Here is a 17,106-nt window from a genome sequence, read left to right on the forward strand (position 1 = left end):
TTTGTCTAGAATCACATCACGTGTAAAATCCCAGGATTCCTTCTATACTGAAGATGAAAACAGTAATTGGAGGGATAGGATATGCATATTGAAATGTGGACTGACTTCGCCTGACCATTCTGCTATATTGGCAAAAAGCGTCTGGAGGACGCTATTAAGCAGATTGACCACCCAATCGAAGTGACTTATCGATGCTTCGAGTTGGATCCAACCATGGAACGCGATGTTAAGGATAATATGTACGAAAAACTAGCTAAGAAATATGGCATGAGTATAGAGACAGCAAAAGCAAACACAGAGAACATGACACAGATGGGGAAAGAAGCTGGGGTAGATTTTAAGTTTGATACCTTAATCTTAACCAACACGTTTGATGCTCACCGTATAACGATGCTTGCCAAAGATCACGGCTTAATGCATGAGATGACGGATCGTATTCTGCGTGCTTACTTCACTGAATCCAAACACATTGGAGATCATGAAACATTAGCGGAGCTTGCAGCTGATGTCGGATTGAACCGGGAAGAAGTAGAGAAGATGCTCTCAAGTAATGAGATGGCAGACGCTGTACGTGCAGATCAGCAAACAGGTCAGCAGTATGGGATTACGGGAGTACCATTCTTTTTGATTAATAAAAAATACGCCCTTACTGGTGCCCAGCCAACGGAAGTGTTTGTGAACGCTTTGAAAAAAATCATCGCAGAGGATGAGGTTACTTCTATAGACAGCGAAGACGGTGTATCGTGTGATGACGATGGATGTGACATTCCTCAAAAATAGCTAGCAAATAACAGTGCACTTTTCCTAATGAAGGAGAAGTGCACTTTTTTATAAGTGTATTAGAATTGCTATTAATCCTGAATACCATTTATAAGTCTTAAAATAAATTTAAAAGTCTTCAAATTTTTTTATAAGTCCTCAAAAAAATTTATAAGTCCTCACATTTTGGGGTCAAAAAAACCTAAGCAATCACAGTCGGTTCCATCACAGTAATCGTGCGGTTAGTCGTATTCATGTTCACGTTTACCCCAAAAGGTACTGCTGCTTTATAGAACCCATGTCCGCTCGTCAAGTTCGTCATTAGTGGTTTGCCTAGCGGAACGATAAATTCATCAATCACATTTTCGAACGTTTTCCCGTACGCAGGATTACAATTCGTGCATTCTCCCATAATAATTCCGATGCAATCATCAAACTTACCAGCTAGCTTCAAATGATTTACGTATCGGAAAATTGTATTTACCGGTTCATGTGTATCTTCAATAAGTAAAATTTTACCCTTTGTGTCAATCTCATAGGGCGTTCCTAAAGTGCCTACAAATGATGTGAGATTACCGCCTACTATTGGACCCGTTACATTGCCAGGAACTTTACTGACTAGCGGGATTCCTGGAGGGTTATTGATTGACCAAGGTGCTGTCAAACGTGTAGTGGCATTAAAGAACTGGTTATAGTTATAGTCAGGAGTATCCGGTTTGAAATCAAGGAGCATTAAGCTATGGAAGGTAACGAGATTCGCATATTGGTAAAGAACATTCAGCAGGATAGTGATGTCGCTGTAACCCGAAATCAATTTAGGATTTTCGCTAATAAGAGGAAAATCCAAATAAGGAAGGATGCTGGCTACACCCACACCGCCCCTTGTAGGCAAGACCAATTTCACTTGGGGATTTTCAAACATGGACATCAAATCCGCGGCCTGCTGCTCAGGCGTCCCCGCTAGAAAACCGTTAGAGGCATATACGTGATCACCCAAAATCACTTGGAACCCCATATTTCTTAAAGTATTGATCCCCTGATTAATCGTATTGGCATCCAACGGGCTTCCTAAAGTAACAATCCCAATCGTGTCACCCCGTTGCAGCTGTCGCGGTTTAATCGCCATCTCCTGCCTCTCCCCTCTGTAAAACACAAAGCTCCAATTCTATTTATATTCAATAAAAAGTGTGTCAGTACATAAAACGCAGAGAATTTAATGAAGGAATAAACGATCCAAAACAAGAAAGGTAATCGTATGCCAATAAAGCATTTAGGGAAGGTAAGGAGGAAATGACTTTGAAACGAATTGACTTGCTTTTAAATGTACTAGATTCAACGTATGAAAAGGAGAGTTGGTATGCTCCGCTAAAACACGCAATCGAAGGGATTACGGCAGAACAAGCCATGTGGAGACCAGCGGGAGAGGCAACCAAAACAATTTGGGAGAACGTGAATCATCTCATCTATTACAAAGAGAGACTTGTGTCCAACATGCAGGGTATTGAGTGGAAAAATAATCTCGATGGTGATCAAACCTTCTCCCTAACTGAACAGTCTAATGATGATGCAGAGTGGAATAAAATTGTTAAACGTGCCGAGGAGGTTTATCACAATTTACGCCAGCTGCTGATTAAAACTCCCGAAGAAGAGATTGAACAACTTGAAGGTAAGCTGCTGGACATCTTCCTCCACGACGCCTATCATACAGGTCAGATTATTCAAATTAGAAAGATGCAAGGGTCCTGGCCATCCCATCGTTAACCTGTATATATACTTTATTTCACAACGCCCGCTTTTTATCGGGCGTTTATTTATTTTGCATGAAAAGGGAATAATGGGGAGGCAGAAAGAGACTCAAGTAAATTTTATTATGTTAATGTGGAGATAGATAAGTATTTCATAATAGAAAAAGGAAAGGAGACATCATGACAATAAAATCAGGATGGAACCTAGAAAATAGTTATGCAAGTCTGCCTGAAAAGTTTTATTCAACGATCAACCCAAACCCAGTTCAAGCACCAAAGCTAGTAGTATTGAATGAATCTCTTGCAAAAGACTTAGGATTGAATGTTGAGGCACTTCAAGGTGAAGATGCCCTTCAAGTATTCGCAGGCAATAAAGTCCCTGAAGGCGGTTCGTCACTTGCTCAAGCCTATGCCGGTCATCAGTTTGGAAACTTTACAATGTTAGGTGACGGCCGGGCACTCATGGTTGGTGAGCAGATTAATCCAAATGGGGAACGTTTCGATATTCAGTTAAAAGGTTCAGGGAGAACACCTTATTCCCGCGGTGGAGATGGGCGGGCTGCACTTGGACCGATGCTGAGGGAGTACATCATCAGTGAAGCGATGCATGGTCTGGGGATCCCTACCACCCGAAGTCTGGCGGTTGTGACAACCGGTGAACCGGTTATTCGCGAGACGAATCTTCCTGGAGCGATCATGACTCGCGTTGCTTCCAGTCACCTTCGTGTTGGAACATTCGAGTTCGCGCGTCAATGGGGAAGTGTTGAGGAACTTCAGGCTCTGGCTGACTATGCCATCGAGCGTCATTATCCAAAAGTGAAAGACGACGAAAATAAATACCTAAGTTTTTATAAGGAAGTTATTAAACGTCAGGCATCATTAATAGCCAAGTGGCAGCTGATCGGTTTCATTCACGGAGTAATGAACACCGATAACATGACGATCAGCGGGGAAACGATCGATTACGGCCCATGTGCGTTCATGGATACGTATGATCCAGCGACAGTGTTCAGTTCCATAGATGTCCAAGGCCGTTATGCATATGGCAACCAGCCGAGTATCGCTGGCTGGAATCTGGCACGGTTTGCTGAAACACTATTGCCGCTGTTCCATGATGATCAAGAGCAGGCTGTAGAACTTGCTCAAGACGCACTTTCTGATTTTGGCAGCCGTTTCAACAGCGATTGGCTTGCAGGAATGCGAGTGAAACTAGGGTTATTTCATGAGGAGAAAGAGGACGAAGCACTGATTAAGGAACTCTTACATTTAATGAAAGAGTACGATGCAGACTATACCAATACGTTCCTTGCGTTAACATTAGATAAAAAGGACAATACGAAGCTGTTTGCCAGCTCAGACTTTGGCGAATGGGATAAAAAGTGGCAAGAAAGACGAGGCAGGCAGCAGGAGTCAAATGAGGAAGCGAATCAACTAATGAGAAGCATCAATCCGTCAGTTATTCCACGAAACCACCGGGTAGAAGAGGCACTGAATGCCGCGGTGCAAGATGGTGATTACAGTGTGATGGAGAAGCTGCTTAATGCTCTATCAAAGCCTTTTGAGTACTTGCCGGAACAAGAAAAGTATTGCGAGCTGCCACCTGAAACGGAAGGACTTTACCGAACGTTTTGCGGAACATGATACTCATGAATACCATAGAAAAAGCTTGATCTCTTTATTAGAGATTCAAGCTTTTTTTGAAATTTAATAAGGATATGCATAAGGTGGAGCGTAACCGGGCGGATAATAGTATGGATAATAAGGATAGTAGTATGGATAATAAAATATTCTTCTTATAAAAGGAAATGGAAACCTTCTTCGGCGAAATCTTCGAAACCTTGGTCGACGTCTGAAATCATCATCATAATCATCGTCACCAGTAAAAATATACTCTCGTTCTACACTATTCATCTCTTCGGCGACCATCATCGTTACTCCCTGGTCATCCGTACTTTCTATGATGCCATCAATAGTTCGTCCATCAGTGGTTTCAAGCAACATATGGCTGCCTATATGTTTTTGGCATTGCTCCATCATAGTTCTTTCAATCATTGAATCGCGCTCCTTTTTGGTAACTTAGATCGAAACAAAATTATTATATCCGGGCATTTTTAAAATGGTGCTGGTCCGCTGTTAGAAAGTTTGTAAATAGTACCAATGAACGAATTTGTTTTTTTGTGCATTTGTAATGGAGACCAATAATATACATGAGAAGGGAAACAGCATTAAGACTGTGAGGGGATACAATGGCGAATCCGATAGTGGCTAGGTCTCTAGATGAAATACAATTTTGGTCTAGAATAATGAAGGAGCATGCTCTATTTCTAAGCTTGGGGTTCACTTATGAACAAAAACAATTAATCGATGAAGCACGACAATTCATCACTGTATTTGAAAGAATTGAGGAGAAGTTATCCAGATTTAATGTGAACTCAGATCTAAATCAGGTTAAAGCGTTTAACACGGAGGTCTATCAAGCGGCGGCTGCAATATGGAGCTACAAAAGGAAGGTATTAAATTTGACGTTGCGCTGTGTGATTCGTACTAACAATTTTCCATTATTGGTTGACCATATTAGCAGGGAAGCCGCCTACTTTGCCAATCGATTAAAAGAACTAAATGAAGGGGTATTAGTCCCAAAACCCAATGAAGTGATTCAAGAAAATGTATTCTTTTTAAGAATCATGGCGGATCATGCAAAGTTTATCGGACATCTATTAGACCCTTCTGAGAGAAAGTTAGTTGAACAAGCTAGAGAGTTTAGCCACGATTTTGACCAACTCCTTTTTCAAGCGATTGACTTAGATTCGATGCGGCCGCAATCTGAAACTAAACCATTATTAAGTCAATTTTTAGACCAAAATAAAGTTTCCGTTACCTCTTTAAGGGATTTTAAAAAGACAGCAAGAGAGCTAATAGAAGCATGCCGAATCAAGAGCAATATCCATCCACTTCTAGCAGATCATACTTTTAGGGAAGCAGAACGATTTTTAGAAATCATAGATTTATTTGAGTCCAGTCTAAATACAAGCCAGCGTTAATATGAATAATGTACTAATAATATAGAGTAAGCTCGGGTCACTAAGACCCGAGTTTGTTTTTTTATAAAAGATATATGGAAGAAGGGGATCATTTAAATTAAGAGAATAAGTAAATAGGATAATTAACAAATAAAGGAATAAAGGAGCAAAAAAATGACTCAAGTATGTGTTATTGGAATTTACGTACCTAATATGAAGGATGCCATCCACTTTTATACAACGGTACTAGGATTTGAAGTCAACAAAGAGTACAGTTCCAAGATTGTAACTCTCGTTCATGGTGACCTGCCGATCGTTCTAGAGGAAAAAGAAAACCATGCGTTTAATGCAGTCAATCATTCTTCTGGAGTTGTATTAGCTCTTAAGACAGAAGACATCGAGCAAACAGTGAACCACTTAAAAGAACATAACGTTAACTTTATCATTGAAGAGCCAACACCATGTCCGCCAGGAAAATATATCAGTTTCCGAGATCCATTCGGCAATACTTTAGAATACTTACAGTTTGATTAAAAAATGGATGAAGCTCGAGTCCCATGACTCTTGCTTTTTTATTTGCTATAGATTTTTATAAAGAGAAGATCAGGGGGAAAACATGTTTCCTACAAAAAGCATTTTACATACATGGAAGAAGTTTGATAGTTTCCCGATGGAAACACTTACGAAGGCTTGGTATTTTGACCAAGGAACTCAAAAGAAACAAAGAGATGTTTCCCAGATGAAAGAGCATCGAGAGCAATACGGTATTACGGGTAATTGTTTTGATCTGGCCCTTTGGCTGCTGGATGAATTCAAAAAAGATGGGATAAAAGCCTATCCGATCGGTTCAAAGTTTAATACGGAAAAGGCACATGTGGCTGTTATTGCTCTAGACGAAAATGGCAGACGGTATATATGTGACCTTGGAGACCAGTGGTTAACTCCGATATTGGTGGATACAAGTACTGAAGATTACACGAACGAGAAACTGAGTGGCTTTTTTCCGGGGGCAAAGATACAGGTGCAACCCGAGAATAACGGCTTTATCGAAATCCTTTACCATCGGCCAAACGGGAAAAAGTCCACTCAAACGTTCAATCTAGAGCCCATTGATATGAATGATTTTATGCAGGCTGCAGAGTTTTCGCAAAATCATATCCATCCAATTCCTCTATTTGAGTGCAGAATTCCTTATAAATCTGAAGTGGCTCACTGGGAATTTTATAACTGGGAGAGCTTTCTCAGTACGAATGATGGATTGCATCAAGAGGAACAAACGGATTCTATTGAGCATTGGGTTAACGTGATCCATCAAAAATCCAATTACAATAAAGACTTTTTATATGATGCTTTAAAGAAGTATTCGAAGTAAACAAGCATATGGTAACATTAGACAAAAAGGGGGCTTTCGATGTTTTTATATAAAATTGATGAAAATATCGCTTTAAGATCGTTAAATATTAATGATTCAGATGAGCTTTTCAATTTAACCATGAATTCTAAAGACTATCTTAAAGAATGGTTAGGCTGGCTTGATTATACAAACAAAGTAGAAGATACGAGAGAGTTTATTCAAGCAACGTTAAAAGGTGTTATTGAAACTGGTGGTTACCCAAAATCGGCGGCCATTTTATATCAAGGAAAAATTGCTGGTACTATTGGATTTAACGAAATAAATAAACTCCACAAAATTGGGGTTATGGGCTATTGGTTAGGGAAAGAGTTTCAAGGGAACGGAATCATGACAAAAGCTTGTAAAGGGTTTATCGAATATGGATTTAATGAACTGAATCTTAACCGAATTGAGATAAGAGTTGCAGAAGGTAATAGAAAAAGCCGGGCGATTCCTGAGAGACTCGGATTTACGGAAGAGGGTAAGATCAGACAAGCGGAATGGCTATACGACCATTACGTGGACCACATCATTTATGGCCTTTTAGCAGATGAATGGGCAAAGAATAAACAAGTGAACACGCAACACGCGAAACAGCCTTCTTGATGAAGTGCTGTTTTTTTATCATGTAACTATCATCTTCCTGTTATGTAAATAAATTCAAATACATTCTATGATGATTATAGAATCAGAGAATCATAGGAGGTAACATTTATGGCGATGCCAACTCATATCGTAGCAGTAGGCGCATGGGTAGAAGATGATCATGGAAATATTTTATTGGTTAAAACACATCATGAAGGCTGGGTGTTCCCAGGCGGGCAGGTGGAAAACGGGGAAAGCCTTATGGATGCAGTCATCAGAGAAACGAAGGAAGAAAGCGGGATCGACATTGAGGTTTCACATCTATCAGGAGTCTATTCCAACACATGTGAATACATAGGGTACGACGGGGTTACGAACATTCCAACAAAGGTGATGTTTGACTTCGTCTGCAAACCAATCGGAGGAGAATTGAATATACAAGAAGGCGAAACCACTGAAAGCCGCTGGGTGCCAATAGACCAGGTATTAGATTTCGTAAAAGACGAAGCGATCCGAACGAGATTAAAAGATTTCTTAAAAAAAAATGGAAGCATTCACTACAAGGACTATGTGACAAAACCGGAATTTAAATTGAAACTGGAAAGGACCGTTTAGGTAGTTTGAGTGAATAGAAAGATATTTCTTGTATTATTCATCATTCTAAGTTTATTTATCTTTCCTCCGCTGCTGGCACCATCCTTTCATGACAGCGACAGTCAGAAATCAGCCATTCGGGCAGATCTAGTAAAGAGAGGACATCCCTATCAGAGTTTTATAGCGTACATAGAAGAGAATGGCAATGATCCCGAATATGGTGAAAGGTTCGACGTAACCTGGCACGATTTCGATAGTGCAACAGGAATGACACCAACCATATTTTATGTGAAGAAAAACGATAAAGGATATGAGGTAGTTTCAGCGGGTACAGGACCTTGAGTTGTGAATTAGCAGAAAGAGGTGAAAAAGTATATGGATAGCATCATTTTTGATCTAGATGGGACCATTTGGGATCCGATCGATACCGTTCTGAATGCGTGGAATAGCCGTATCAAAGAACACGAACAAATTAAGCGAGAACTAACACGGACTGATTTTGAAAGTACTATGGGATTACAAATGCATGAGATCAGTGTAAAGTTATTTCCTGATTTAAATGAGGAGATCCGTGCACAAGTCATTAAAGAGTGCTGTGATACCGAGCAGGGATATTTAAAGAAACAAGGTGGTAATCTTTATCCCCATGTAGAGGATGTACTGAAAAAGCTTTCAGAAAAATACAAGCTTTATATCGTAAGTAACTGTCAGGATGGCTACATCGAATCCTTTTATGAGTTTCATAAGTTGGAAAAGTATTTCCTAGATTATGAGAATCCAGGAAGAACCGGACTTTCAAAAGGAGAGAATATTAAACTGATTATCCAAAGAAATAACCTATCTGATCCTATATATGTAGGGGATACAGAAGGAGATTTAAAAGCAGCGAAATACGCTGGAGTTCCTTTTGTTTATGCCAAATATGGATTTGGACAGGTAAATGATTATGACGAGTCTATCAATACATTCGATGATCTCGTAAAACTTTATTTATCTGAAGAAAGTGGTGCAGTTCTCTAAGAAGGAGAAGTGCACCTTTTAATTGAACTTTTAGAGTAAAATAATGTAAAAAAGAAATTTTAGAAGGTGAAAATGATCGATTTTACAGGAACCCCGAAAATAGAAACAGAACGTTTAATCCTAAGAAAGTTTGAAATGACGGATGTTCAAAGTGCTTTTGACCATTGGCTGTCAGATGAACGAGTCGCTGACAATCGCATCAACCCTGCACACAAATCCATTTCGGAAACAATAGAGAGAGTATCTAAAATCGCAACCCAATATGAAAGTAAGGAGTTTTGTTACTGGGCTATTGAGCTGAAAGAGACCGGTGAACTTATTGGAGAGATTGATCTATATGATTTTGACAGTGCCACTGAGAACTGTGAGGTAAGCTACTCACTCGGATACAAATGGTGGAACAAAGGCTATGGAACCGAAGCCTTGAGAGCGGTTGTGGCATTTGGTTTCAGGACGATGAATATTCATAAGATATCAGCAGCTCATAACACCGATAACCCAGCTTCAGGCAGAATTATGAGGAAGGTTGGGATGGAACAAGAGGGAGTAATCAGACATATGATCTGCAATAGCAAGAATGAATATAAGGATTGTGCGGTGTATGGCATTCTTCAAGAAGATTATTTGAAGCATCAACATTTATCCCAATCCTATAGAGTTTGCTGAAAAATAAATCTGTCAGAAAGATAGGGATATTATGAAGCTTTATTGGATTTTTGTGTTTCTATTTTTTTGTTTCTGGATCATCCTATCACATCAATACCCCGAACCAAGTTGGTGGTCTGTCTTTATTTCAAACCGATCAACCGATACACCTCTGATGGAGCAAATGTCTATCATTAAAGTTACCTTTTATGGTTTGTTTTTTGCAGGTTTACATTTTTTGTTGAGAAATTCAGATAGAAATAGGTGAGGGATGGGATTGAGGAAACTTTTATTCTTTTTCATTATTACACTACTAGTTATAAATACAGCTTGTTCAGACAAAGGGATTAAAAAGATCGATATAGACAACATTACTTTTGGAACTCTTAAAATACATGTGAACGGAAATTTAGTAAAAGACATTCGTCTTATGAAAAACAAAAACTTATTAAAAAAACTAGAAGAGGAATATAATAATGCAAAATTTCTCTCAGAAGAAAAAGAGAACAAGGAACCTATTTTAACGGATGGAAACTTAGAAGAAAAAATCTCAGCTTCTTATATTAATGTTGATGAAAAATCATCGGGAAACAATTTCTATATTGGGTACAAAGGAGAAAATACATTTAAAGTCATTGCTTCGGGAAGTAGTTTCAAAGATGGCATATATGTTTATTACATTGAAAGTAAAGATTTGAAAAATACAATCGAAAATCATTTGGGTGAATAATAGCTGGGTTAATATACTGTGATCTTTTGGAGGGGTAATGTGAAGAAAAGAAATGTAGTTCATCTCCTTAAACTAAATGATAAAACGATCGGTACAATTTCAACCGTTACCAAAGTACAGCTATTGAATGCTTTAAATAATGCGTGGTCATTAGAATCAAGTTCCAAATGGAGTTTGGAAAATCCAGCGAAAGGACAATGCGGAGTAACATCTTTAGTTATTCATGATACTTTAGGTGGGGAAATTCACAAAACTCGGTTAGCTGAGGGGTGGCATTTTTATAATGTTATTGATCATAAACGCTATGATTTTACAGAATCTCAATTCAGTGAAAGCATAAATTATGAGGACATCCCATCAAACAGAGAAGAGGCATTCATGGACACAAACCTTAATCAGTATAACTATCTCAAAAATAGTGTTGAGGTACAGCTGAGTAAATTATCCACATAAACTGATGTTTATGAATTGGGTGCATTACCTCATTTAAAGTTAGATTTTTCTCAGGAGGGATTACTATGAAACACAAACTCTCTTTTTTGTTATTTATTGGTATGTTTTGTGCATTGGTCGTTCCATTTAAATCATTTGCAACTTCCTGGGCCTATCCGTTTGTCGTTTGGGATGGTTACATTTATATCGTCAATGATGAGTATGTTACAGAGGTAGATAAAGAGATCGGGCGAGTTACGAGATATTCAGATATGTACCAGCAGTCTGGCAACTTTTCAAATGTTTATGAGAAAGGAACCAAGTATTACTCTATTAAGAATGTTAGTACAGATGAAGCCATTGCGGTGGAAGACGGCAGCGGAAAATATAAAAAGGCTGTAAGAGAGAAAGAGTATACGTTTGGAAACGAAGACTCTTCAGAAGATAAAAGTCCAGACATGACTGCAACACTTTTAATCCTGTCTACCATTACAATTTTTCTAATTATATTCGTGTTGAAGAAAATAAAAAGATAAAGGAAAAAGGCTCATTTATGAATAGACTAGTAATCATGACAGTCGGCAAGACACATAGTGGAAAAACTACTTTTGCAAAGGCATTAGAAAAAGAACTACATAACTCAGTTGTGATCGATCAAGATAACCATGCTGAATTCTTGCATTCTTATTACCAAACATTGTTACCGAAGCAAGGACCGAATGTAATCAAGTATGCGATCACAAAAACGATTGTGGATTATGCAGTTAATGAAACGAATTGCCATATCATTCGTTGTAACTCCCACAGAAGTCGTAAAAGCAGGTTGGACCAGCTAGCTTATTACCATGAAAAAGGATTTACAAGTATACTAGTAAACTTTGAAATTCCAACTCATGTTCTTGAAGAGAGAATTGCAAAGAGCAATCGAAGTAAAAATGTATTACGGGTCGCTTCAACGTTTGAGGAAGTTCTGACTCGACAAGAGAATGAGACAAACAAAGGAGACATTTTAGCCCCGGTAGAAGGAGAAGCGAATCATTTATTTGTAATCAAAAACTCTGATGATATTCGATCTGTTATTGAAATAATTGTTAACTTGGCACAACATGTTGGTATTTGATAATGAGACCTGCTCGGATGTTAAATAAAGGAGGAAACAGTGTTGGAACATTTTTGGTTGAAAGTATTCCTGCTCATTGCATTATATGGCCTATTGATATACATATTTAATAAACTAACGAGAAAGTGGCTTAATGTTGAAAAGAAGAAGTTCTTTTCAGATAACCATGTACATAATAACCACAAAAAAATAGACAGGATCATCAGAATTACGTTCCTTGTCATACTGATTATCAGTGCGATTATTAACATAATACGTATTCAAAAAGGTTTAGAGAAAATCTGATTTTTGGAAACATACGTGGTTCTATTTATTTTTATCATCGTTACGGAAGCTGCAAGAGCTTTGATGGAGCGGAAATATGCTGAGAATAGAAATGATTATAAGTTCACGATTGTTCGATTAGTGTTTATATCCACGTTGTTACTTTTAACATTTACGACTAACTTTTTTGGGTTGATTAGTGGTTACAGTTGAATTATTTTTTTACAAACAATAGGTGTACATTTCTTTAAAAGGAGTGTGCACTTTTTTAATGCCGACACTGAATTTCATTTATTTGACAGTTTGTGAGTGAAGGGATAATATAATAATTGAACAGTGGTCAATAAGGAGAAGAAGCTATGTCACCAAGGAAAAAGGTTAGACAAGAACTTACACGACAAATGATTATGAACGCTGCAAGAGATCTATTTGTTAAAAATGGCTATCAGCATGTATCCATGAGACAAATAGCAAAAGAATTAGAGTATAGTCATGGTGCACTTTACTACCATTTTAAAAATAAGGCGGAGTTGTTTTATGCCTTAGTTGAAGATCACTTTGCTATGTTGAATCAGATCCTGGATGATGTGTTAGAACAGAAGGTAGACAACAAGAGTAAACTGAAAAACATTATTTTGGCTTTCATTGAATTTGGTCTTACACATCAAAACCATTATGAAATCATGTTTTTAATCAAAGATGAAGAAGTTCGAAATTTTATCAATCAGAGCCCAAATAAAAGCTATGAGAAATTTGCTCACAGTATTTTTGATTTATGTGATAAGCCAATTACACTTCAAGAGATATTTAGTCTTTTTTTATCATTGCATGGTTTTGTCACTCATTATTGCCGTCATGTTGTGAACTATGATGAAGTAAAGGGTTTTGCTGAGGTACACGCAGAGTTTTTAATGAAAAGATTAGTAGATTAATCTTTTTATTTTTATCAATAATTGACCAATGGTTAATAAAAAGGAGGAAATGAAAATGAAAAGAGCTTTAGTTATTGGGGCATCAGGAGGAATGGGGTATTCGATTGTAAAGGAATTATCACGCAGGGGAATACAGGTGAATACATTTGCCCGCAATCGCGTGAAATTAGAGAAACTTTTTCATAACGATCCGAATGTCACTATCTGTTCAGGCGATATATTTCGTTTAGTGGATTTAGAGCATGCAGCAAAAGACACAGACATTATTTTTCAGTCAGCAAACCTTCCATATAGTGAGTGGGAAGTGAAACTTCCGATTATGATGTCTAATATCCTTCAAACCGCTGAGAAGCATGATGCAAAGCTTGCTATTGTAGATAACATTTATGCGTATGGACGTAGTAGGGGGAAAGAGGTTCGGGAAACTATGGTGAAAAATCCAAATACAAAGAAAGGAAGGATTCGGCTTGATCTAGAAAACATGGTCATGCAATCGAACGTTGCTGCATTGATTGCGCACTTTCCAGACTTTTACGGACCATATGCAGAAAACACACTCTTGAATTACACACTAAGTAACATCGTGGAAGACAAAAAAGCCAGTTTTGTTGGAAATCAAAATATAGCTAGAGAATTCATTTATACGCCAGATGGAGCAAAAGCAATTGTTAATTTGTCGCTTCGTGAACAAGCATATGGCGAAACATGGAATATACCGGGATACGGGGTTGTTTCCGGTAAAGAACTGATTCAAATAAGCCGAGAAATTACTGGGTTTCAAAAGGGTGTATCAACCGTTACGAAGAATATGATCAGGCTTTTAGGCTTGTTTAATCATCAGATGAGAGAAGCGGTTGAAATGTTTTATTTAAATGAAGATCCGGTTGTATTAAACGGTGAAAAATATGAAAAGTTGATCGGACCAGTTCCACGTACGCCATATTCAGAAGGTCTTAAACATACGATTGATCATATGAAACGAAGTGAAGTATCCCAATGATTTTCTTTTGTTAGTATATCTCCTAACAATATGAGCATTTCTTCAAGAAGGAGAAGTGTTCTTTTATTGAAGTAAGGTGATTGTTTATAATGATGGACAAATAAATGGTCTTCTCAAGAAAAAATGATATGATTGTAAAAATAAATTCGGAGAGGAGCAACGAGATGATAGATTATAATGGTCGCAGCTTTGTCTCAGTAGAAAATACAGACAATGGAGAAGTTTCTTCAAAGACCTTTTTTGCATATGAACAAGAGGGTCAGATCATCACAGCAACTTATAGTGGTGGGGAAATTATAAAAGGAACATTGGTTGGGATCGTAAAGGAAAACGGCTATTTAGAGTTTAGGTATAACCACGTGAATACCAAAAATGAAATAAGAGGCGGACAATGTATTTCTACTCCTGAAATCTTACCAGACGGGCGAATCAGGCTGTACGAGAATTGGAAATGGCTTGATTCAGAAGCTACTGAGGGACATTCCATTATTGAAGAAGTTAAAAAATAACACTGTTACAAAAGGTAATAGAAGCAAACGTGAAAGCGGAGCATTTCTTCAAGAAGGAGAAGTGCTCTTTTTTATTGAATTAAAGGGAATGTTAACGAATATAAAGTATGTTTAAACGAATAACTTAGAAAAAGGATTGGTAAAAAAGAATCTCGTTGGAGGGATATCGTTGGATAATAAGATCAAAGAATTAAGTATTATTTCATCTCTGTTAGCGATAGCGGGATTAGTTCTGATGTTTTCAAGTAACTATTTTGGGACTTCTATGGGCGATTCTTGGCTTCATGATCAAGCTGGCGTTGCTGATACTGATCAGTATAATCGAGTTGTTGACACATATAAAAATAACTTTGTCATTATCGGAAGCATCCTGTTTGGAACAGGTATATTAACAGCTATTCTTACGTACTTTATATCCTTTCTTTTCGTAAAGAATGAGAATAGAAATATAATCTCATAGTTACTAGGAAATAGTATTGAGTTTTCTTCACACCACCAAAAAAAAAGATTAATAGATACCTATTTTTATTTCATTATAGACCTTAAAGAGGAGTATATGAAAGGTAACCATACCAATCTGACGAAAGGATGTGTTCGGTTGGATCATAAAATTATTATTATTCCCTATGAATCTAAGTATGCTGAACAAACAGTTGAAATGTGGAGAGAAAGTAAGTACAAGGCGATTGGTCAAAAAGAGGTTCATAGTTTTGAAAGCCATTTATACTTTTTGAATCATATTTTACATAAAGAATATCAAGTTGATATAGCCTTATGGGATGAAAACGTGGTCGGAATAATTGCCTATAACGAATCGGAAATTAGCCAACTCTATATTCATAACGATTATCAAGGTAAAGGTATAGGGAAAAGTTTCCTTAGAAAAGCGAAAGAACAATCTTCAGGAAGATTAACATTATACACATTCGAGATAAATAAAAAAGCCCAACGCTTTTATGAGTTAAATGGCTTTAAGATCATTGGTAGAGGGCATGAAAATGAAGAAAATTTGCCAGACATTCAATATGAATGGATAGCAAAATAATGTGCGAGTAATAAATATTAATTCTTTAGTGTAGATAAAGCCAGATTAAGAAAAAGAGGTTATGTTTTGAAAGTGAAAAACATATTTTTTGCTATTGTAATTGCTTCACTTTGGCTAACGGGTTTCATGGAAAAGGGTATAAAAAAACCGACCAGACAAATAAATGGTCGGCTAAGCACTTTGTATAATGTTTTATAATTAATTGCGGGAATCCGCAGGGAATACGAGTCCAATCTGCTTCCGAGCCTCATCCATGATCTCCATCACAGCGAGTGAGTTCGCATGCGAATTCACCTTCGACTCCAGCTCACCTTTTTTCACAAGGTCCATGAATTCTTTTGCTTCATAATACATCTTCGGCTTGTCTTGCTCTACCGTGATATCCTCAGTCGAACCGTCTTTATACCGGATCTCAATCTTCGACATATCCTGGATGTGGTCGATCAGGATACTTCCGTTCTCGCCTTGAATCTCTGACGGAACGTACGAGTTCGAGATCTTCGAGTACATGACGACTGCGTCTTTTTCTCCATAGTTCAAGAGGATGCTGCCTTCACCGTCCACTCCAGACTCCAACAGAAATCCGTTCGCTTTTACGGAATCAGGCTTTCCGAAAAGAACGACCATCGGGTACAAACAGTAGATGCCGATGTCCATCATCGATCCGTTTGAAAACTTAGGATTGAACGCGTTCAGCACCGTTCCTTCTTTGTACTTGTCATAGCGGGAAGAGTACTGACACGAGCTCGCAAAATAACGGCGGACAGGGCCGATCTTATGTAAGTTCTCCTGAACGCTCTTAAAGTTCGGCGTTACCGTAGACCGCATCGCTTCCATCAATAGGACCTTATTTTCTTTTGCAGCCGCAATCATGCTCTCGAGTTCCTTCACGTTCGAAGCGATTGGCTTTTCACAAATGACATGTTTGCCGTGGTTCATCAACGTGATGGCTTGTTCAGCATGAAACGAGTTAGGGCTGGCAATGTAAACCGCGTCGATCACATCGCTCGCTGCCATTTCTTCTACATCAGTAAACGTATGTTCAGCACCATTCCTATCCGCAAATTCCTTCGCTTTCTGTTCCGTACGGGAGTAGACCGCTGATAACCTAAAACCCTCAACTTCTTTGGCTGCTGTAATAAAACTTTCAGTAATCCAGTTTGTTCCGATGACACCAAATTTCAATACCATTCATTCCCTTCAAAATAAGGTAGGCAAAAGCCATACCGTTTTCATATTATGTATTCTACTCCTTTCGTCATATTAAAGACAAATCATTGGGACCAATTGACTGTTTTTGTCAAAAAAAGTTT

At 38.0% G+C, this 17,106-nt stretch carries 23 protein-coding genes and 1 pseudogene; 21 read left to right on the forward strand and 3 right to left on the reverse strand.

Going from position 1 to position 17,106, the window contains the following annotated elements:
• Positions 1 to 126 precede the first annotated feature (126 nt).
• A complete protein-coding gene (locus ACFQ4X_RS03095; protein WP_379837008.1) occupies positions 127 to 780 on the forward strand; it encodes a DsbA family oxidoreductase in 654 nt (217 codons plus the stop codon).
• A gap of 181 nt (positions 781 to 961) precedes the next feature.
• Here ACFQ4X_RS03095 and ACFQ4X_RS03100 read toward each other — a convergent pair whose 3' ends face one another.
• Positions 962 to 1,885 carry a S66 peptidase family protein gene (locus tag ACFQ4X_RS03100; RefSeq protein ID WP_379833102.1) on the reverse strand — a complete coding sequence of 308 codons (924 nt, stop codon included), beginning with the start codon at positions 1,883 to 1,885 and terminating at the stop codon, positions 962 to 964.
• Between the two features lie 170 nt (positions 1,886 to 2,055).
• Between ACFQ4X_RS03100 and ACFQ4X_RS03105 the strand changes: the two genes are divergently transcribed.
• Both ACFQ4X_RS03105 and ACFQ4X_RS03110 read left to right on the forward strand, forming a co-directional pair.
• The gene (locus tag ACFQ4X_RS03105) at positions 2,056 to 2,520 is read left to right on the forward strand and encodes a DinB family protein (RefSeq protein WP_379833103.1); all 465 of its coding nucleotides are present in this window, start codon (positions 2,056 to 2,058) and stop codon (positions 2,518 to 2,520) included.
• Positions 2,521 to 2,684: 164 nt separating this feature from the next.
• The gene (locus tag ACFQ4X_RS03110; protein ID WP_379833104.1) at positions 2,685 to 4,145 is read left to right on the forward strand and encodes a protein adenylyltransferase SelO; all 1,461 of its coding nucleotides are present in this window, start codon (positions 2,685 to 2,687) and stop codon (positions 4,143 to 4,145) included.
• 63 nt (positions 4,146 to 4,208) lie between these two features.
• On the opposite strand, the gene ACFQ4X_RS03115 is transcribed toward ACFQ4X_RS03110, so the two are convergent.
• Positions 4,209 to 4,556, reverse strand: coding sequence for a hypothetical protein (locus tag ACFQ4X_RS03115; protein ID WP_379833105.1), 348 nt, complete (start codon positions 4,554 to 4,556; stop codon positions 4,209 to 4,211).
• A 194-nt stretch (positions 4,557 to 4,750) separates the two neighbouring features.
• Here ACFQ4X_RS03115 and ACFQ4X_RS03120 point away from each other — a divergent pair, with 194 nt between their 5' ends.
• From ACFQ4X_RS03120 to ACFQ4X_RS03205, 18 genes and pseudogenes are all read left to right on the forward strand, one after another.
• A complete protein-coding gene (locus tag ACFQ4X_RS03120) occupies positions 4,751 to 5,545 on the forward strand; it encodes a DUF2935 domain-containing protein (RefSeq protein ID WP_379833106.1) in 795 nt (264 codons plus the stop codon).
• Between the two features lie 153 nt (positions 5,546 to 5,698).
• Positions 5,699 to 6,058 carry a VOC family protein gene (locus tag ACFQ4X_RS03125; protein WP_379833107.1) on the forward strand — a complete coding sequence of 120 codons (360 nt, stop codon included), beginning with the start codon at positions 5,699 to 5,701 and terminating at the stop codon, positions 6,056 to 6,058.
• Between the two features lie 82 nt (positions 6,059 to 6,140).
• Complete coding sequence (locus ACFQ4X_RS03130) at positions 6,141 to 6,896, forward strand: hypothetical protein (protein ID WP_379833108.1); 756 nt, start codon at positions 6,141 to 6,143, stop codon at positions 6,894 to 6,896.
• 39 nt (positions 6,897 to 6,935) lie between these two features.
• A complete protein-coding gene (locus ACFQ4X_RS03135; protein ID WP_379833109.1) occupies positions 6,936 to 7,523 on the forward strand; it encodes a GNAT family N-acetyltransferase in 588 nt (195 codons plus the stop codon).
• 108 nt (positions 7,524 to 7,631) lie between these two features.
• A complete protein-coding gene (locus ACFQ4X_RS03140; protein WP_379833110.1) occupies positions 7,632 to 8,117 on the forward strand; it encodes an NUDIX hydrolase in 486 nt (161 codons plus the stop codon).
• A gap of 9 nt (positions 8,118 to 8,126) precedes the next feature.
• On the forward strand, positions 8,127 to 8,438 hold the full coding sequence (locus ACFQ4X_RS03145; RefSeq protein WP_379833111.1) for a hypothetical protein: 312 nt from the start codon (positions 8,127 to 8,129) through the stop codon (positions 8,436 to 8,438).
• Positions 8,439 to 8,471: 33 nt separating this feature from the next.
• Positions 8,472 to 9,116: an HAD family hydrolase gene (locus ACFQ4X_RS03150; protein ID WP_379833112.1), complete on the forward strand. Its 645-nt coding sequence runs from the start codon at positions 8,472 to 8,474 to the stop codon at positions 9,114 to 9,116.
• A 72-nt stretch (positions 9,117 to 9,188) separates the two neighbouring features.
• Entirely contained in the window at positions 9,189 to 9,782 is a 594-nt protein-coding gene (locus tag ACFQ4X_RS03155) for a GNAT family N-acetyltransferase (RefSeq protein WP_379833113.1), read from the forward strand.
• A 256-nt stretch (positions 9,783 to 10,038) separates the two neighbouring features.
• A complete protein-coding gene (locus tag ACFQ4X_RS03160; protein WP_379833114.1) occupies positions 10,039 to 10,491 on the forward strand; it encodes a hypothetical protein in 453 nt (150 codons plus the stop codon).
• 96 nt (positions 10,492 to 10,587) lie between these two features.
• Positions 10,588 to 10,944 (forward strand): YunG family protein, encoded by a 357-nt coding sequence (locus ACFQ4X_RS03165; protein ID WP_379837010.1) that lies wholly within the window; start codon positions 10,588 to 10,590, stop codon positions 10,942 to 10,944.
• A gap of 65 nt (positions 10,945 to 11,009) precedes the next feature.
• The gene (locus tag ACFQ4X_RS03170; protein WP_379833115.1) at positions 11,010 to 11,459 is read left to right on the forward strand and encodes a hypothetical protein; all 450 of its coding nucleotides are present in this window, start codon (positions 11,010 to 11,012) and stop codon (positions 11,457 to 11,459) included.
• A 17-nt stretch (positions 11,460 to 11,476) separates the two neighbouring features.
• On the forward strand, positions 11,477 to 12,043 hold the full coding sequence (locus tag ACFQ4X_RS03175; RefSeq protein WP_379833116.1) for an AAA family ATPase: 567 nt from the start codon (positions 11,477 to 11,479) through the stop codon (positions 12,041 to 12,043).
• A gap of 93 nt (positions 12,044 to 12,136) precedes the next feature.
• Positions 12,137 to 12,520, forward strand: a pseudogene (locus ACFQ4X_RS03180) (DUF4181 domain-containing protein).
• Between the two features lie 146 nt (positions 12,521 to 12,666).
• Positions 12,667 to 13,239 carry a TetR/AcrR family transcriptional regulator gene (locus ACFQ4X_RS03185; RefSeq protein WP_379833117.1) on the forward strand — a complete coding sequence of 191 codons (573 nt, stop codon included), beginning with the start codon at positions 12,667 to 12,669 and terminating at the stop codon, positions 13,237 to 13,239.
• 55 nt (positions 13,240 to 13,294) lie between these two features.
• Entirely contained in the window at positions 13,295 to 14,239 is a 945-nt protein-coding gene (locus ACFQ4X_RS03190) for an NAD-dependent epimerase/dehydratase family protein (protein WP_379833118.1), read from the forward strand.
• Positions 14,240 to 14,403: 164 nt separating this feature from the next.
• The gene (locus ACFQ4X_RS03195) at positions 14,404 to 14,748 is read left to right on the forward strand and encodes a n-acetylglutamate synthase (RefSeq protein ID WP_379833119.1); all 345 of its coding nucleotides are present in this window, start codon (positions 14,404 to 14,406) and stop codon (positions 14,746 to 14,748) included.
• Between the two features lie 169 nt (positions 14,749 to 14,917).
• Positions 14,918 to 15,208: a hypothetical protein gene (locus tag ACFQ4X_RS03200; RefSeq protein ID WP_379833120.1), complete on the forward strand. Its 291-nt coding sequence runs from the start codon at positions 14,918 to 14,920 to the stop codon at positions 15,206 to 15,208.
• A 198-nt stretch (positions 15,209 to 15,406) separates the two neighbouring features.
• On the forward strand, positions 15,407 to 15,793 hold the full coding sequence (locus tag ACFQ4X_RS03205) for a GNAT family N-acetyltransferase (protein WP_379837012.1): 387 nt from the start codon (positions 15,407 to 15,409) through the stop codon (positions 15,791 to 15,793).
• Positions 15,794 to 15,991: 198 nt separating this feature from the next.
• On the opposite strand, the gene ACFQ4X_RS03210 is transcribed toward ACFQ4X_RS03205, so the two are convergent.
• Positions 15,992 to 16,984: a Gfo/Idh/MocA family protein gene (locus ACFQ4X_RS03210; protein ID WP_379833121.1), complete on the reverse strand. Its 993-nt coding sequence runs from the start codon at positions 16,982 to 16,984 to the stop codon at positions 15,992 to 15,994.
• Positions 16,985 to 17,106: the final 122 nt, after the last annotated feature.

The sequence above is a fragment of the Fictibacillus halophilus genome, from assembly GCF_042680145.1.
Classification (GTDB): Bacteria; Bacillota; Bacilli; order Bacillales; family Fictibacillaceae; genus Fictibacillus; species Fictibacillus halophilus_A.

Excerpts from the sequence above, each read along its gene's own strand:
- ACFQ4X_RS03100 (WP_379833102.1), bottom strand. The coding sequence starts at position 1,885 with ATGGCGATTAAACCGCGACAGCTGCAACGGGGTGACACGATTGGGATT.
- ACFQ4X_RS03110 (WP_379833104.1), top strand. The coding sequence starts at position 2,685 with ATGACAATAAAATCAGGATGGAACCTAGAAAATAGTTATGCAAGTCTG.
- ACFQ4X_RS03115 (WP_379833105.1), bottom strand. The coding sequence starts at position 4,556 with ATGATTGAAAGAACTATGATGGAGCAATGCCAAAAACATATAGGCAGC.
- ACFQ4X_RS03120 (WP_379833106.1), top strand. The coding sequence starts at position 4,751 with ATGGCGAATCCGATAGTGGCTAGGTCTCTAGATGAAATACAATTTTGG.
- ACFQ4X_RS03125 (WP_379833107.1), top strand. The coding sequence starts at position 5,699 with ATGACTCAAGTATGTGTTATTGGAATTTACGTACCTAATATGAAGGAT.
- ACFQ4X_RS03130 (WP_379833108.1), top strand. The coding sequence starts at position 6,141 with ATGTTTCCTACAAAAAGCATTTTACATACATGGAAGAAGTTTGATAGT.
- ACFQ4X_RS03135 (WP_379833109.1), top strand. The coding sequence starts at position 6,936 with ATGTTTTTATATAAAATTGATGAAAATATCGCTTTAAGATCGTTAAAT.
- ACFQ4X_RS03140 (WP_379833110.1), top strand. The coding sequence starts at position 7,632 with ATGGCGATGCCAACTCATATCGTAGCAGTAGGCGCATGGGTAGAAGAT.
- ACFQ4X_RS03150 (WP_379833112.1), top strand. The coding sequence starts at position 8,472 with ATGGATAGCATCATTTTTGATCTAGATGGGACCATTTGGGATCCGATC.
- ACFQ4X_RS03155 (WP_379833113.1), top strand. The coding sequence starts at position 9,189 with ATGATCGATTTTACAGGAACCCCGAAAATAGAAACAGAACGTTTAATC.
- ACFQ4X_RS03170 (WP_379833115.1), top strand. The coding sequence starts at position 11,010 with ATGAAACACAAACTCTCTTTTTTGTTATTTATTGGTATGTTTTGTGCA.
- ACFQ4X_RS03175 (WP_379833116.1), top strand. The coding sequence starts at position 11,477 with ATGAATAGACTAGTAATCATGACAGTCGGCAAGACACATAGTGGAAAA.
- ACFQ4X_RS03185 (WP_379833117.1), top strand. The coding sequence starts at position 12,667 with ATGTCACCAAGGAAAAAGGTTAGACAAGAACTTACACGACAAATGATT.
- ACFQ4X_RS03190 (WP_379833118.1), top strand. The coding sequence starts at position 13,295 with ATGAAAAGAGCTTTAGTTATTGGGGCATCAGGAGGAATGGGGTATTCG.
- ACFQ4X_RS03195 (WP_379833119.1), top strand. The coding sequence starts at position 14,404 with ATGATAGATTATAATGGTCGCAGCTTTGTCTCAGTAGAAAATACAGAC.
- ACFQ4X_RS03205 (WP_379837012.1), top strand. The coding sequence starts at position 15,407 with ATGTGGAGAGAAAGTAAGTACAAGGCGATTGGTCAAAAAGAGGTTCAT.
- ACFQ4X_RS03210 (WP_379833121.1), bottom strand. The coding sequence starts at position 16,984 with ATGGTATTGAAATTTGGTGTCATCGGAACAAACTGGATTACTGAAAGT.